General features: G+C 69.2%; 16 protein-coding genes. 11 read left to right on the top strand and 5 right to left on the bottom strand.

Annotation, left to right across the window (positions count from 1 at the left end; translation table 11 throughout):
- The first annotated feature begins 431 nt into the window (after positions 1 to 431).
- From glyA to QFZ50_RS01975, 6 genes are read left to right on the top strand one after another with little or no spacing between them, the layout of a single operon-like run.
- The gene (glyA, locus tag QFZ50_RS01950) at positions 432 to 1,739 is read left to right on the top strand and encodes a serine hydroxymethyltransferase (RefSeq protein WP_307081397.1); all 1,308 of its coding nucleotides are present in this window, start codon (positions 432 to 434) and stop codon (positions 1,737 to 1,739) included.
- Positions 1,733 to 1,918 carry a hypothetical protein gene (locus QFZ50_RS01955; protein WP_307081399.1) on the top strand — a complete coding sequence of 62 codons (186 nt, stop codon included), beginning with the start codon at positions 1,733 to 1,735 and terminating at the stop codon, positions 1,916 to 1,918. Before glyA ends, QFZ50_RS01955 begins: the two co-directional genes overlap by 7 nt.
- Positions 1,893 to 2,786 (top strand): bifunctional methylenetetrahydrofolate dehydrogenase/methenyltetrahydrofolate cyclohydrolase, encoded by an 894-nt coding sequence (locus QFZ50_RS01960; protein WP_307081401.1) that lies wholly within the window; start codon positions 1,893 to 1,895, stop codon positions 2,784 to 2,786. The genes QFZ50_RS01955 and QFZ50_RS01960 overlap by 26 nt, the downstream gene beginning before the upstream one ends.
- 19 nt (positions 2,787 to 2,805) lie before the next feature.
- A complete protein-coding gene (locus tag QFZ50_RS01965; protein WP_307081403.1) occupies positions 2,806 to 3,747 on the top strand; it encodes an ABC transporter ATP-binding protein in 942 nt (313 codons plus the stop codon).
- Positions 3,740 to 4,612, top strand: a complete 873-nt coding sequence (locus QFZ50_RS01970) for an ABC transporter permease (protein ID WP_307081405.1) — start codon at positions 3,740 to 3,742, stop codon at positions 4,610 to 4,612. The genes QFZ50_RS01965 and QFZ50_RS01970 overlap by 8 nt, the downstream gene beginning before the upstream one ends.
- Positions 4,609 to 5,442: an ABC transporter permease gene (locus tag QFZ50_RS01975; RefSeq protein WP_307081407.1), complete on the top strand. Its 834-nt coding sequence runs from the start codon at positions 4,609 to 4,611 to the stop codon at positions 5,440 to 5,442. Before QFZ50_RS01970 ends, QFZ50_RS01975 begins: the two co-directional genes overlap by 4 nt.
- Positions 5,443 to 5,461: 19 nt before the next feature.
- Here the strand turns inward: QFZ50_RS01975 and QFZ50_RS01980 are convergent, their stop codons facing one another.
- Positions 5,462 to 6,163, bottom strand: coding sequence for a class F sortase (locus QFZ50_RS01980; protein WP_307081409.1), 702 nt, complete (start codon positions 6,161 to 6,163; stop codon positions 5,462 to 5,464).
- Positions 6,164 to 6,175: 12 nt separating this feature from the next.
- On the bottom strand, positions 6,176 to 6,955 hold the full coding sequence (locus QFZ50_RS01985) for a hypothetical protein (RefSeq protein WP_307081411.1): 780 nt from the start codon (positions 6,953 to 6,955) through the stop codon (positions 6,176 to 6,178).
- A gap of 171 nt (positions 6,956 to 7,126) precedes the next feature.
- On the opposite strand from QFZ50_RS01985, the gene QFZ50_RS01990 reads away from it, so the two are divergent.
- The 5 genes from QFZ50_RS01990 to QFZ50_RS02010 are packed head-to-tail and all read left to right on the top strand — an operon-like array spanning position 7,127 to position 11,270.
- The gene (locus tag QFZ50_RS01990) at positions 7,127 to 7,615 is read left to right on the top strand and encodes a hypothetical protein (RefSeq protein WP_307081413.1); all 489 of its coding nucleotides are present in this window, start codon (positions 7,127 to 7,129) and stop codon (positions 7,613 to 7,615) included.
- A 52-nt stretch (positions 7,616 to 7,667) separates the two neighbouring features.
- Positions 7,668 to 8,492 carry an exodeoxyribonuclease III gene (locus tag QFZ50_RS01995; protein ID WP_307081416.1) on the top strand — a complete coding sequence of 275 codons (825 nt, stop codon included), beginning with the start codon at positions 7,668 to 7,670 and terminating at the stop codon, positions 8,490 to 8,492.
- A gap of 17 nt (positions 8,493 to 8,509) precedes the next feature.
- Positions 8,510 to 9,577, top strand: a complete 1,068-nt coding sequence (gene trpS / locus QFZ50_RS02000; protein WP_307081418.1) for a tryptophan--tRNA ligase — start codon at positions 8,510 to 8,512, stop codon at positions 9,575 to 9,577.
- A 36-nt stretch (positions 9,578 to 9,613) separates the two neighbouring features.
- Positions 9,614 to 10,180 carry a 2'-5' RNA ligase family protein gene (locus tag QFZ50_RS02005; RefSeq protein ID WP_307081420.1) on the top strand — a complete coding sequence of 189 codons (567 nt, stop codon included), beginning with the start codon at positions 9,614 to 9,616 and terminating at the stop codon, positions 10,178 to 10,180.
- A complete protein-coding gene (locus QFZ50_RS02010) occupies positions 10,140 to 11,270 on the top strand; it encodes a YihY/virulence factor BrkB family protein (RefSeq protein ID WP_307081422.1) in 1,131 nt (376 codons plus the stop codon). The genes QFZ50_RS02005 and QFZ50_RS02010 overlap by 41 nt, the downstream gene beginning before the upstream one ends.
- A gap of 84 nt (positions 11,271 to 11,354) precedes the next feature.
- Here the strand turns inward: QFZ50_RS02010 and QFZ50_RS02015 are convergent, their stop codons facing one another.
- The 3 genes from QFZ50_RS02015 to QFZ50_RS02025 form a co-directional block, all read right to left on the bottom strand.
- Complete coding sequence (locus tag QFZ50_RS02015; protein WP_104049193.1) at positions 11,355 to 12,143, bottom strand: succinate dehydrogenase iron-sulfur subunit; 789 nt, start codon at positions 12,141 to 12,143, stop codon at positions 11,355 to 11,357.
- Positions 12,143 to 13,921 (bottom strand): succinate dehydrogenase flavoprotein subunit, encoded by a 1,779-nt coding sequence (gene sdhA, locus QFZ50_RS02020; protein ID WP_307081424.1) that lies wholly within the window; start codon positions 13,919 to 13,921, stop codon positions 12,143 to 12,145. Before sdhA ends, QFZ50_RS02015 begins: the two co-directional genes overlap by 1 nt.
- A 115-nt stretch (positions 13,922 to 14,036) precedes the next feature.
- Positions 14,037 to 14,504: a succinate dehydrogenase hydrophobic membrane anchor subunit gene (locus tag QFZ50_RS02025; protein WP_307081426.1), complete on the bottom strand. Its 468-nt coding sequence runs from the start codon at positions 14,502 to 14,504 to the stop codon at positions 14,037 to 14,039.
- Positions 14,505 to 14,508: the final 4 nt, after the last annotated feature.

The following is a 14,508-nucleotide window of genomic DNA, read 5'->3' on the forward strand; positions in this document are numbered from 1 at the left end:
TGGCGGTTCCCGTCCATCGGGACCCCGTTCCACTCATCCCGAACGGACCAGCCCGATCCCGTATTCCGCCGGCGCCCGGACACCGGCCGGGGAAGGGAGCCGTTCCTGCAGGCGATGCCCGGGAGGGCGCGCCGACCGTGCGCGCCCTCCCGTACCCGGACAGGCCCGCGCCGGGGGTGAGGAGGATGCGGTGGCGGGTCACGTCGTCGTACGGCTAGCATGGGACCGTCGCGACTGGCGTAGGGTGGGCAACCACCAGGAAGCGGCATGGAGCCAGGACGATCCCCCGGGAGAGCCCGTGCTTCCAGTGCAGACCACGGATCGCACGCCTGGGCCGCGGGTCACGTTTCTGAGCGGCCGGGCGCGGATGATCGATCCGCCGCCCCGCGACTCAAGCTGACCTCTTGCGAGACCCACAGAAGGATCAACCGATGACCACTTCGCCCACGGCTCCATCCCAGGCTGCCGCAGACTCCGTCACCAACGCGCCCCTGTCCGAGGTGGACCCGGAGATCGCCGCCGTCCTGCGGGACGAACTCGCACGTCAGCGGGACACCCTCGAGATGATCGCCTCGGAGAACTTCGCGCCCCGCGCCGTCCTCGAGGCCCAGGGCAGCGTGCTGACCAACAAGTACGCGGAAGGCTACCCCGGACGCCGGTACTACGGGGGCTGCGAACACGTCGACGTGGCGGAGAACCTCGCGATCGAGCGCGTCAAGGCCCTGTTCGGGGCGGAATTCGCGAACGTCCAGCCGCACTCCGGCGCGCAGGCCAACGCCGCCGCCCTCTCCGCCATGATCAAGCCCGGTGACAAGATCATGGGCCTGTCCCTCGCGCACGGCGGCCACCTGACCCACGGCATGAAGCTCAACTTCTCCGGCAAGCTCTACGAGGTCGCCGCCTACGGCGTCGAGGAGCAGACCCACCGCCTCGACATGGAGCGCGTGCGCGAGCAGGCCCTCGCCGAGAAGCCCCAGGTCATCATCGCCGGCTGGTCCGCCTACCCGCGCCAGCTCGACTTCGCGGCCTTCCGGTCCATCGCCGACGAGGTCGGTGCGCTGCTGTGGACCGACATGGCGCACTTCGCCGGCCTCGTCGCCGCCGGTGTGCACCCCAGCCCGGTCCCGTACTCCGACGTCGTCACCTCCACAGTGCACAAGACCCTCGCGGGTCCGCGGTCCGGCGTGATCCTCGCGAAGCAGGAGTGGGCCAAGAAGATCAACTCGAACGTCTTCCCCGGCCAGCAGGGCGGGCCCCTCATGCACGTCATCGCGGGCAAGGCCACGGCCTTCAAGATCGCCGGCTCCGCGGAGTTCAAGGAACGCCAGGAACGCGTACTCGAGGGTGCCCGCATCATCGCGGACCGCCTCACCGCCTCCGACGTCGCCGAGCACGGCGTCTCGGTGCTCACCGGTGGCACCGACGTGCACCTCGTCCTGGTGGACCTGCGCAACTCGTCCCTGGACGGCCAGCAGGCGGAGGACGTGCTGCACTCCGTCGGCATCACGGTCAACCGCAACGCCGTCCCCTTCGACCCGCGCCCGCCGATGGTCACCTCCGGCCTCCGCATCGGCACCCCGGCGCTGGCCACCCGGGGCTTCGGGGCTCCCGAGTTCACCGAGGTCGGCGAGATCATCGCCGCCGCGCTGAAGCCGGCCCCCGACGTCGAGGCGCTCCGTGCCCGCGTGTCCGCGCTCGCGGCGAACTTCCCGCTCTACCCGGGCCAGGAGGAGTGGTAGGTCCGTTCCCGCCCGGCGCCCTCACCTCGCAGGCCGCCGCGTCGACGGACTTCGACATCCCCACGGCGGAATGCTGCTTCACCGGCTGCTGCGACCGCGGCAAGGCATTCCTGCTCGAGCAACTGGACAGGCACTCCGAGAAGGACGATTCGCATGAGCACACCAGCACGCATCCTTGACGGGAAGGCGACCGCCGCCCGGATCAAGGCGGAACTCGCCGAGCGCGTGGCGGTGCTGCGCGAGCGCGGCATCACGCCCGGGCTCGGGACGGTCCTCGTCGGGGACGACCCCGGCAGTGCCTCCTACGTGGCCGGCAAGCACCGCGACTGCGCCGAGGTGGGTATCACCTCGGTGCGGCGCGACCTCCCGGACACGATCAGCCAGGCGGAGCTCGAGGCGGTCCTCGACGAGCTGAACGACGACGACGCCACCACCGGCTACATCGTGCAGCTGCCCCTGCCCGCGCACATCGACACCAACGCGATCCTCGAGCGCATCGACCCGGCGAAGGACGCGGACGGCCTGCACCCCACCAACCTCGGCCGGTTGGTGCTCAACGTCAACGCCCCCATGGACTCGCCGCTGCCCTGCACCCCGCACGGCATCGTGGAACTGCTGCTCCGGCACGACGTCGCCCTCAAGGGACTCGACGTGCTCGTCGTCGGGCGCGGGGTGACAGTCGGGCGTCCCCTGGGGCTCCTGCTGACCCGCAAGCAGATCAACGCCACGGTGACCCTCGCGCACACCGGGACCGTGGACCTCGCCGACCACCTCGGCCGTGCGGACGTCGTCGTCGCCGCCGCGGGGATCCCGCACATGATCACGGCGGACCAGCTGAAGCCCGGGGCCATCGTGCTCGACGTCGGGGTGAGTCGCGTCGAGGACCCCGCGACGGGCAAGGCGAGGCTGACGGGCGACGTGGACCCTGCCGCGGCATCGGTGGCGAGCTGGCTGTCCCCGAACCCGGGCGGGGTGGGACCCATGACCCGCGCCATGCTGCTGACCAACGTCGTCGAGGCGGCCGAGCGCCGGGCGGCCACCGCCTAGCATCGCCTAGGCTGGGCGGGTGCCCACAACCCCTCCCGGTCCGCCGGTCATCTCCGCGCACCAGCTCAGCAAGCACTACGCCGACTTCAAGGCGGTGGACGGCATCTCGTTCGACGTCCCCGCAGGGGAGTCGTTCGGCCTGCTCGGCCCCAACGGCGCAGGGAAGTCGACGACCATGCGCATGATCGGCGGCGTGTCCCAGCGCACGTCCGGGCAGCTCACCATCATGGGGCTCGACCCGCAGGAGCACGGCCCCGAGGTGCGGGCCCATCTCGGCGTCGTCCCCCAGCAGGACAACCTCGACGAGGAACTGCGCGTCCGGGACAACCTGATCGTCTACGGACGCTACTTCGGGCTGCCGATGAGCTACCTGAAGCCCAAGGCCGACGAGCTGCTCGAGTTCGCGCAGCTCACGGACAAGGCGGGCGCGAAGGTCGATGCCCTCTCGGGCGGCATGAAGCGGCGCCTGACGATTGCCCGCTCGCTCATCAACGAGCCCAAGATCCTCCTGCTGGACGAACCGACCACGGGCCTGGACCCCCAGGCGCGCCACATCCTGTGGGACCGCCTGTTCCGGCTCAAGGAATCCGGTGTGACCCTCATCCTCACCACGCACTACATGGACGAGGCCGAGCAGCTGTGCGACCGGCTCGTCGTCGTCGACAAGGGCAGGATCATGGCCGAGGGATCGCCGGCGCAGCTGATCCGCGAGCACTCCACGCGCGAGGTCCTCGAACTGCGCTTCGGGTCCGAGCGGAACACCACGGTCGCCGGGGAGCTGCAGGGGATCGGCGAGCGGCTCGAGCCGCTGCCGGACCGCGTGCTCATCTACGCGCACGACGGCGAGGCCGCCCTCGAACAGGTGGTCTCCCGCGGGCTGCGGCCTCTCACCTCCCTCGTGCGACGGTCCTCCCTCGAGGACGTGTTCCTGCGCCTGACGGGGAGGAGCCTCGTTGACTGAGCACCGTCCCGCGGACGTGCAGGAGACAGCCGGCCCGCCGTACCGGCTGCACGCCCACAAGCCCGGGGTGTCGGCGAGCCGCGCCCGGAGGTTCGGCTCCTGGTACTACGCCGAGCACGTCCTGCGGGCCATGAACGGCTACCGCTGGACGCTGCTCGCCTCGAGCGTGGGTACGCCCGTCATGTACCTGTTCGCGATGGGCGTGGGCCTCGCGACGCTCGTGGACCGGAACGCCGCCGGGGCCTTCGGCGGTGTCAGTTACCTCGCCTTCATCGCCCCGGCGCTGCTCGCGTCCGCGGCGATCATGACGGCCGCCACGGAGTTCACCTACCCGGTCATGGACGGCTTCAAGTGGCGGAGGGTCTACTACGGCCCGCATGCCTCGCCCCTCGAGCCCGCCCAGATCGTCAACGGCCACGTCCTGGCGATCACGGCCCGGCTGACGGCGACGACGCTCGTCTACTTCCTGATCGTGGCCCTGTTCGGCGCGTCGCCGTCGGCCACGGGAATCGCGGCCGTCCCCGTCGCGGTGCTCAGCGGGCTCGCGTTCGGCCTCCCGCTGATGGCCTACTCCGCCGGTGTCGAGGAGGACAAGGGGCAGTTCGCCCTCGTGATGCGCTTCGTCGTCACACCCCTGTTCCTCTTCTCCGGGACCTTCTTCCCCCTGGACACCCTCCCGGTGTTCCTGCGGTGGATCGGCTGGATCTCCCCGCTGTGGCACGGGACGGAACTCGGCCGTGCCCTGACGTACGGGCATGACGTGCCCGTCTGGCTCGCCGTCGTCCACGTGCTGTTCCTGGTGGTCCTCGCCGTCGCCGGCCTGCGCCGGGCACGGTCCGTCTACGCGAGGAAGCTCGGCCGATGAGTCCGCAGCTCACGGCGCAGGACTACGCGCTCTCCGGATCCGCGCGGCCCCTCGCGGCGCTGTACTCGCGCAACGCCAAGGCGGTGATCGCCCGCGGCCTCCTCGCCACCCGCAGCAGCAACTGGCTGATCATGGTGTCCGGCTTCTTCGAGCCCGTGCTCTACCTGGTGTCCATGGGTGTGGGCCTCGGCGCGCTGGTGGGCACGGTCGAGGGCCCGGGCGGTCAGGAGATCAGTTACGCGGCGTACATCGCGCCCGCGCTGCTCGCCGTCTCCGCGATGAACGGCGCCGTGTACGACAGCACGTGGAACGTCTTCTTCAAGATGAACTTCGCGAAGCTCTACCAGGGGATGCTCTACACCTCCCTCGGACCGCTGGACGTGGCGATCGGGGAGATCTTCCTGGCCCTGCTGCGGGGAGCCCTGTACGCCACCGGCTTCACGGCGGTCATGGGCCTCATGGGGCTCCTCACCACACCCGTCGCACTGCTCGTGATCCCGGCGTCCGTGGTGATCGCGTTCGGATTCGCGTCCTTCGGGATGGGCATCACGAGCTTCATGAAGACGTTCCAGCAGATGGAGTGGATCAACTTCGTGATGCTGCCGATGTTCCTGTTCTCGGCAACGTTCTACCCGCTCAGCGTGTACCCGCAGGGCATCCAGTGGTTCATCCAGGCGCTGCCCCTGTGGCACGGGGTGGAACTGCTTCGGCAGATCAGCGTCGCCTCGTTCACGACGGCCACGATCATCCACCTCGGCTACTTCCTGGTGATGATCGCCGTCGGCATGCTCCTCACCACGCTGCGCCTGCGGAAGCTGTTCCTCAAGTAGGGTCCGGCCGGGCCCGGCGCTAGGGGACGAGGGTGGCGTACACGACGTAGTTGTCGTCGAACTCCCCGGTGTCGGGGTTGTACCCGTCGCACGTGATGAGACGCACCTCGGAGCCCGGGGTGTTGCCGTACACCGTGAGGGTGGGGAACTCGTCCTTCCGGTACGCCTCCCCGCGCTGGACCTCGAAGACCGCCGTCGTGCCGTCCTCACGGGTGACGTCGATGCGGTCGCCGGCCCCGAGGGCCCGGAGATCGGCGAAGACGCCCTTGCCGCCGTCGGTCGCGTTCACGTGGCCGAGCATCACGGCAGGCCCGCGATCGCCCGGGGTGGGGGACTGGTCGTACCAGCCGGCGGGAGCGCCCGGGCCGTCGGGCGGTACCTCGAGGCTCCGGTTCTCGCGGAGGCCGAGGCGGAGCAGATCCGTCCTGACGCCGATGGAGGGGATCTCGAGGGTCACGGGTGCTGAGGCGGGGAGCACCGCGGGTCCGGTCGGCGCGGCCGCACCGGAGGGGCCCGTCGAGGGAGCAGCGGGAGGGGCAGGGGATGTGGGGGTGGACGGGGCGGCAGGGGCCGACGGCGTCGCGACGGCCGCCGGGGAGTCCGCTGCCGTGGCCTCGGGCGCCGCGGGGGAGCCGGCGGAGGAGCAGCCGGCGAGGAGGAAAAGGGCGACCACCGCCGGGGCCGTGAAGCCCCAGCGGTGGTCGGTTGCTCTACTGGTCACGAGGTACCGGGATCAGGCGTTCTGTGCTGCGCGACGGCGCACGGCGAAGGTTCCACCGGCTGCTGCCGCGAGGACGAGCCCTCCGCCGAGGGCGATCATGCCGACCGAACCGGAGCCGGACTCGGTGGCGACACCGGTGTCCGCTCCGCCCGAGGGCATGGCACCCATCTGGGTCTGCACGAGGGTGCCGCACAGTGCGGGGGAGGTGGCGCCGAGGGGCAGCGCCGGGTCGAGGTCGCTCGGGGAGTTGAAGACCTCCGCGGGGACACCGGCGGTTGCGGGATCCAGGCCGTGCACGACGACGACCGCCGTGCCGGACTCGAGGGACGCCTTGGTGGCGGCGTCCAGCGTGATGGTGCGCTGCACGCTGTAGGTCCCGCCCTGGCCGCCCAGCTGGAGGTTCAGGCCTTCGGCCGGCGTCGTGGCACCGCTGGTGGTCAGGGTGGTCTGGATCGCTCCGTAGAGATCAGCGGCTTCGGTGACGCTGACGATGCCGTCGCCATTGGCGTCCTTCGCCATGGTGGGGCACTGTCCGAGCGCTCCGCCGTGGACGTGCTGGACGTGCGGGTACGGACCGTCCATGAAGGTCTGGGCGAGACCGGAGACCTGGAGGTTGACGGTGGCCTGGTCGCCCTTGACGTCGACGGTGATGCTGCCGGTGCCGGTGGTGCCGTTCAGCTGGCCGAGGGTCGAGGAGTAGGAGGCGTCGGCGGCCATCGCGGGGGAGCCGGCCAGGGCGACGGCGCCGAGGGCGAGTGCCGGTACTGCCAGGAAACGCATCTTCTTGTTCATGGTGTGTTCCTCCATAGAGCGAGTGAGGCGCACCGTAGGGCGCGCATGCCTGTACTTCGGGGTGATCGGCATCACGGATGGGCGGAGGTGGGAGAAGTCTTCGAGGAACCTGACAGTTCGCCCGCGGTGGAAGGCACCGGGGCGGGCCCGGGCATGGGGAAGAATGATCCCATGCAGTCACTAGGGAGCAATGAGCGGCCAGCGGGCCGGGGCATGAGCATGCGCATGGGCAGTGCCGGGATGGCGGTCATGCTGGTCGTGTTCCTGGTCGCCGTGGTCTTCGCGGCGAACCAGAACGACGTGATCGGCTGGCTCGTGGTGATCATCTCGCTGGGGTGGCTCCTGATCTTCGGCTTCGTGGTCTTCAGCCTACGCTCCGCCGCGCGGAAGGCCGCCGCCCGCCTGCAGGGCCACGGGGCCTTCGGCGCCCCGGGACAGTCGCCCGCGGGCCCCCCGGCCGCCGACCGCGCACGGGACCTGAAGCTCGACCACAGCTTCAAGATCGTGCAGGTGCAGGTGGGCGTGGTCCGCGACTATCTCGGCAAGGACGAGGGAATGGTCGAGCGTGCCCTCGAGACGATCGAGATCACCTCGCACAACGCCCGCTCCATGATGAAGGGGTCCAGTGAGGGTCCTGTCGAGGGGACCGTCGTCGAGTGAGGGCGTCCCGCCGGGAGCACCGGGGGACACCCTGCGGGGTAAGGTTGATCGGGTGAGTCCGGCACCGAATCCTCCGCAGAAACCCCTCCGCATCGCGTCCGTGAACGTCAACGGAATCCGCGCCGCCTACAAGCGCGGGATGCGGGAATGGCTGGATCAGCGCGACGTCGACATCCTCTGCCTGCAGGAGGTCCGCGCACCCGACGCCGTCGTCCACAGCCTCCTCGGCGATGACTGGCACATCCTCCACACCGAGGCCGAGGCCAAGGGCCGGGCCGGCGTGGCCATCGCCTCGCGCCAGGCGCCCGTCGCCACGCGCACGTCCATCGGTGACAGCTACTTCGACACGGCCGGCCGGTGGGTCGAGGCGGACTTCGACGTCGACGGCGCGAGCCTCACGGTGGTCAGTGCCTACGTGCACTCCGGCGAGGTCGGTACCCAGAAGCAGGACGACAAGTACCGGTTCCTCGACGCCATGATCACCCGGCTGCCCCAGCTCAGGGACGGTGCGGACCACGCCGTCGTCATGGGCGACCTCAACGTGGGCCACACGCAGCTCGACATCCGGAACTGGAAGGGCAACGTCAAGAACGCCGGGTTCCTGCCCGAGGAACGGGCCTACTTCGACCGGTTCTTCTCCGACGAGTGCGGCTTCCTCGACGTCGCCCGGCTCCTCGCCGGGGACGTCGACGGCCCGTACACGTGGTGGTCCTGGCGGGGCAAGGCCTTCGACAACGACACGGGCTGGCGCATCGACTACCAGCTCGCCACCCAGGCCCTGGCCAAGAGCGCCGTGAGCGCCGAGGTCGACAGGGCACCGAGCTGGGACACGCGGTTCTCGGACCATGCCCCGCTCGTCGTCGACTACCAGATCTAGACCACAGGACAGCCTCCATGACAGCCCCCACGATAGCCTCCACGACGTCGTCCACGACCGCCTCGGCCACCGGCCGGCGCCAGCGCATCCTCTCCGGCATGCAGCCCTCCGCGGGCTCGCTGCACCTCGGGAACTACCTCGGTGCGCTCGTGCACTGGGTGCGCCTCCAGGACACCTACGACGCCGTCTTCTTCATCCCCGACCTGCACGCCATCACCGTCCCGCAGGATCCCCAGGAACTCGCCCGGCGGACGCGGCTCACGGCCGCGCAGTACATCGCCGGCGGCGTCGACCCGGACAAGGCGACCCTCTTCGTGCAGTCCCACGTACCCGAGCACGCACAGCTCGCCTGGGTGCTGAACTGCTTCACCGGGTTCGGTGAGGCGTCCCGCATGACCCAGTTCAAGGACAAGGCGGCCCGGCAGGGCACCGACACGGCCAGCGTGGGGCTCTTCACCTACCCCATCCTGCAGGCCGCCGACATCCTGCTGTACCAGCCCGACGGCGTCCCCGTCGGCGAGGACCAGCGCCAGCACGTGGAGCTCAGCCGTGACCTGGCCCAGCGGTTCAACGCGCGGTTCGGCGAGACGTTCGTGCTTCCCCAGCCCCTCATCCAGAAGGAGTCGGCGAAGATCTACGACCTGCAGAACCCGACGGCGAAGATGTCCAAGTCCGGGCCCTCGCCGGCCGGGCTCGTCAACCTGCTCGACGATCCGAAGACCACCGCCAAGCGCATCCGGTCCGCCGTCACCGACACGGGTACGGAGATCCGGTTCGACCCGGCGGAGAAGCCCGGCATCTCGAACCTGCTCGCCATCTTCTCCGCCCTCTCCGGCCGGTCCATCGCGGACCTCGAGGCGGACTACGAGGGGCGGATGTACGGGCACCTCAAGGTCGACCTCGCCGAGGTCGTCGTCGAGGCGCTGACCCCCGTCCGCACGCGTGCCGAAGAGCTGCTGTCCGATCCCGCAGAGCTCGACCGCCTGCTGGCCAAGGGTGCGGCCAAGGCCCGCGACCTCGCCGCTCCCACGCTCGCCGACGTCTATGCCCGCGTGGGCTTCCTGCCCGGCGCGGGGGCCCTCTGATCCATGTGCGCCCCGACCGGTCAGCCCCACGGAGTGGTGACAGCCCTCGCAGGCCCGCGCCCGAGCGGTAGCTGCGTCGGCGTCACCATCCCCATCCCCGAACCCCTCGCCGGCGACCTGGAATCGTGGCGTGGGTCCTTCGGCGATCCGATGGCGGCGGTCGTGCCGCCGCACATCACCCTCATCACGACGACGCCGGCCACCGACTGGGACGAGACCATCGACCACGTGCGCTCCGTCGCCCGCCGCCAGCGTCCGTTCACGGTGCGCCTGGTCGGCACCGGGTCCTTCCGGCCGGTCTCGCCCGTGGTATTCCTGAACCTCGAGGAGGGGTTCGACGAATGCGTGGCGCTGCACACGCAGCTCCAGGCGGGACCGCTCGACCGCGACCTCGAGTTCCCCTTCCACCCGCACGTCACGGTGGCCCACGACGTCTCCGAGGCGGGACTGGACGCTGCCGTCGAGGTGCTCCAGGCGTTCGAGGCCTCCTTCGAGGTGCGATCCATGGGACTCTATGAGCACGTGCCGTCAGGGCTGTGGAAGTTGAGGGAGGAGCTGCACTTTGGCGAAGACGCTGACAGCTCCGAAGCCGCCGCGGGTTGACCAGCCGTCACCCGCCAGCCTGACCGACCTGCAGCACCGGGTCATCGACGCCCAGGTCAAGGTCGGCCGGCTGACCCGGTCCGGGACCGGGGGAGCGGAGCTCCTGTTCGCCCGGGTGGACCTCGCCCTGTGCCGGTTCTTCACCCTGCGGCCCGTGCGGGTGTTCGTGCTCTACAACGAGCGGCGCGGGCCTCTGATGGCCGCGGGTCTGGCCTACCGCCTGTTCTTCGCGATCGCCGCGCTCCTGTTCGTCGGCTTCGCGACCTTCGGGCTCGTGATCGCCGGCAACGAGGCGCTGCGGGGCATCGTCATCGACGCCCTGGCCCAGGCCGTACCGGGACTGATCACCGTGGAGGGGCGGGGCGGGCTGGTGGAGCCCGACGCCCTCTTCAGCGAGACGACCGGCTTCGGCATCACCCTGCTCGTCTCCTCCGTCGTCACGCTCGCCACGTCGCTCGGCTGGGTGTCCGGCATGCGGGAGGCCATGCGCGGCATCTTCGACCTTGCGCCCGTCATGGGCAACCCCGTGCTGATCAAGGTCAAGGACCTGCTCACGCTCGCCCTGCTGGCCGTCGTCATGCTCGTGACCACCGTGCTCGGGGTGCTCGCGAACGACACGCTCGGTGCGCTGCTCGCACTGCTGAACCTGGACTCCGTGAGCCGGGTGCTGACGCAGCTCGCCGGATTCGCGGTGATGGTCATCCTCGACACGCTCGTGGCCGTGGTCCTGCTGCACAGCGCGTCCGCCATCGAGATGCCCCGCGTGTCACTGCTGCAGGGCGCGGTGATCGCCGGGATCGGCAGCACCATCCTGCGGACCTTCTCGACGCTCCTGCTGTCCGGGCTCGGCCGGAACGCCATCCTGCTGCAGTTCGCGGTGATCCTGGGCCTCTTCGTCTGGTTCTTCTTCCTCAGCCAGGTGTACCTGCTCGCCGCGTCCTGGAGCGCCGTGAGCGCGGCCGACCTGCAACAGGCGAGCGACCGCGACCACGGCGCGAAGGCCGGGAGCCTGGTCCGGCGCAGCCTGATCGGCCGGAACCTGATCCGGCGGGGCCTCATCCCGCGCGGCCGCCGCAAGAAGCACACCTGACCCCGTAGACGCGGAGAAGGGCGGCCCCGTCACCGGGGCCGCCCTTCTCCTGCCGGCGTCACCGGCGGTGGTTCGTCGCGTCGATCAGATCTTGCGGGTCAGGATGGCCTGCTTGACCTCGGAGATCGCCTTCGTGACCTGGATGCCGCGGGGGCACGCCTCGGAGCAGTTGAAGGTGGTCCGGCAACGCCAGACGCCTTCCTTGTCGTTGAGGATCTCGAGGCGCATGTCCCCGGCGTCGTCACGCGAGTCGAAGATGAAGCGGTGCGCGTTCACGATCGCCGCGGGACCGAAGTACTGGCCGTCGGTCCAGAAGACGGGGCAGGACGACGTGCACGCCGCGCAGAGGATGCACTTGGTGGTGTCGTCGTAGCGGTCGCGCTCCTCGGCGGACTGCAGGCGCTCCTTCGCGGGCTCGTGGCCCTTGCTGATCAGGAACGGCATGATCTCGCGGTAGGACTGGAAGAAGGGCTCCATGTCCACGATCAGGTCCTTCTCCACGGGGAGGCCCTTGATGGGCTCCACGAGGATGGGCTTGGACGTGTCGAGGTCCTTCAGCAGGGTCTTGCAGGCGAGGCGGTTGCGGCCGTTGATGCGCATGGCGTCGGAGCCGCAGACACCGTGCGCGCAGGAGCGGCGGAACGACACGGAGCCGTCGTGCTCCCACTTGACCTTGTGCAGTGCGTCGAGCACGCGGTCCGTGCCGTACATGGTCAGCTTCCACTCGTCCCAGTGGGCCTCGTCGGAGACCTCGGGGTTGTAGCGGCGGACCTTCAGGGTGATGTCGAACGTGGGGATCTCTCCACCGCCGCCGACGCCGGGTGCGAGCTCGACCTTGGAGGCCGGCTCCTTTTCCATCGTTTCGGTGCTCATCAGTACTTACGCTCCATGGGCTGGTATCGGGTGAAGATAACCGGTTTGGTCTCAAGGCGGACGCCGCTGGTCTCGGTGGCGCTGGGGTCCTTGTAGGCCATGGAATGGGTCATGAAATTCTCGTCGTCCCGCTCGGGGTAGTCCTCGCGGAAGTGTCCGCCGCGCGACTCCTTGCGGTGCAGGGCCGCCGCGGTCATGACCTTCGCCATGTCGAGGAGGAACCCGAGCTCCACGGCTTCGAGCAGATCCAGGTTGAACCGCTTGCCCTTGTCCTGCACCGTGATGCGCGTGTAGCGCTCCTCCAGAGTATCGATGACACGCAGTGCCTCGAGCAGTGTCTCCTCGGTACGGAACACCTGGACGTTGGCGTCCATGATGTCCTGCAGTTCCTTGCGGATCAGCGCGACGCGCTCTCCACCCTCGGAGCTGCGGGCCCGGTTGAGGAGTTCCTCCGTCTCCACCGTGGGGTTCTCGGGGATCTCGACGAAGTCGGCGGTGAGCGCGTACTGCGCGGCGGCGATGCCGGCACGCTTGCCGAAGACGTTGATGTCGAGCAGCGAGTTGGTGCCGAGGCGGTTGGATCCGTGGACGGACACGCAGGCCACTTCGCCGGCCGCGTACAGCCCGGGTACCACGGTGTCGTTGTCCGCCAGCACCTCGGCCTGGATGTTGGTCGGGATGCCGCCCATGGCGTAGTGGGCCGTGGGGAAGACCGGCACCGGTTCCGTGTAGGGCTCCACACCGAGGTAGGTGCGGGCGAACTCGGTGATGTCCGGGAGCTTCGCATCGATGTGCGCGGGCTCCAGGTGCGTCAGGTCGAGCAGGACGTAGTCCTTGTTGGGGCCGGCGCCGCGGCCCTCGCGTACCTCGTTGGCCATGGACCGCGCGACGATGTCGCGGGGTGCCAGGTCCTTGATGGTGGGGGCGTAGCGCTCCATGAAACGCTCACCCTCCGAGTTGCGGAGGATCGCGCCCTCGCCGCGTGCGGCCTCGGAGAGCAGGATGCCCAGCCCGGCGAGGCCGGTCGGGTGGAACTGGAAGAACTCCATGTCCTCGAGGGGGATGCCGCGGCGGAACGCGATGCCCATGCCGTCGCCGGTGAGCGTGTGGGCGTTCGAGGTGGTCTTGTAGACCTTGCCGACGCCGCCGGAGGCGAAGACGACCGACTTGGCCTGGAAGACGTGCAGTTCGCCCGAGGCGAGGTCGTAGGAGACGACGCCGGCCACGCGCTTCTGAAGGCGGGTCTCGCCGTCGACGGTGACTTCCTCGTCGACCATCAGCAGGTCGAGGACGTAGTACTCGTTGTAGAACTCGACGTTGTGCTTGACGCAGTTTTGATAGAGCGTCTGCAGGATCATGTGTCCGGTGCGGTCGGCGGCGTAGCAGGACCTGCGGACCGGAGCCTTGCCGTGGTCCCGCGTGTGCCCGCCGAAGCGGCGCTGGTCGATGCGTCCCTCCGGGGTGCGGTTGAAGGGCAGGCCCATCTTCTCGAGGTCGAGGACGGCCTCGATGGCTTCCTTCGCCATCACCTCGGCGGCGTCCTGGTCGACGAGGTAGTCACCGCCCTTGACGGTGTCGAAGGTGTGCCACTCCCAGTTGTCCTCCTCGACGTTGGCGAGGGCCGCGCACATACCGCCCTGCGCGGCACCCGTGTGGGAGCGGGTGGGGTAGAGCTTCGTCAGGACGGCCGTACGGGCCCGCTGGCCCGATTCGATGGCTGCGCGCATCCCTGCGCCACCGGCGCCGACGATGACGACGTCGTACTTGTGGACCTGCATGCTGGTCGCTCTTTCTGTTGAAACCGGTGTCGGTGCATGGGGGCGCTCCGATGAGCCTGCCACGCGGGGGCTGCCGGGAACCGGCAGGTACTTCGGGTAGTGCTACGGAGCAGTACTACGGGGTGGGGCAGTAGTCGGCGACGTGGGCGACGCCGTCGATCACGGGGCACGGATCGAAGGTGAAGATCACGAGGGTGCCGAGGACCACGATGACGAGGGTCGCCGTGTAGAGCACGCCCTTGAGCCACATGCGGGTGCTGTTCTTGTCCGCGTAGTCGTTGATGATCACGCGGATACCGTTGGTCCCGTGCAGCATGGCGAGCCACAGCATCGTGAGGTCCCAGATCTGCCAGAACGGGCTGGCCCACTTGCCGGCCACGAAGCCGAAGTCGATCCCGCTGATGCCGTCACCGGCGACGAGATTGACGTACAGGTGGACGAAGATCAGCACGACGAGGATGGCGCCCGAGATGCGCATGAACAGCCACGCGACCATCTCGAAGTTGCTGCGCGAGCTGGTGGTGCGCGAGTAGCCCGGTGCGACGCGCCCGGAGCGGGGGGTTTCGATGATTGGGGTAGCCATGGGT

It is taken from the genome of Arthrobacter agilis (assembly GCF_030816075.1).
GTDB classification, from domain to species: Bacteria; Actinomycetota; Actinomycetes; order Actinomycetales; family Micrococcaceae; genus Arthrobacter_D; species Arthrobacter_D agilis_E.

Coding starts and splice junctions, on each gene's coding strand:
- glyA (WP_307081397.1), top strand. CDS start 432: ATGACCACTTCGCCCACGGCTCCATCCCAGGCTGCCGCAGACTCCGTC.
- QFZ50_RS01960 (WP_307081401.1), top strand. CDS start 1,893: ATGAGCACACCAGCACGCATCCTTGACGGGAAGGCGACCGCCGCCCGG.
- QFZ50_RS01975 (WP_307081407.1), top strand. CDS start 4,609: ATGAGTCCGCAGCTCACGGCGCAGGACTACGCGCTCTCCGGATCCGCG.
- QFZ50_RS01985 (WP_307081411.1), bottom strand. CDS start 6,955: ATGAACAAGAAGATGCGTTTCCTGGCAGTACCGGCACTCGCCCTCGGC.
- QFZ50_RS01990 (WP_307081413.1), top strand. CDS start 7,127: ATGCAGTCACTAGGGAGCAATGAGCGGCCAGCGGGCCGGGGCATGAGC.
- trpS (WP_307081418.1), top strand. CDS start 8,510: ATGACAGCCCCCACGATAGCCTCCACGACGTCGTCCACGACCGCCTCG.
- QFZ50_RS02015 (WP_104049193.1), bottom strand. CDS start 12,143: ATGAGCACCGAAACGATGGAAAAGGAGCCGGCCTCCAAGGTCGAGCTC.
- sdhA (WP_307081424.1), bottom strand. CDS start 13,921: ATGCAGGTCCACAAGTACGACGTCGTCATCGTCGGCGCCGGTGGCGCA.
- QFZ50_RS02025 (WP_307081426.1), bottom strand. CDS start 14,504: ATGGCTACCCCAATCATCGAAACCCCCCGCTCCGGGCGCGTCGCACCG.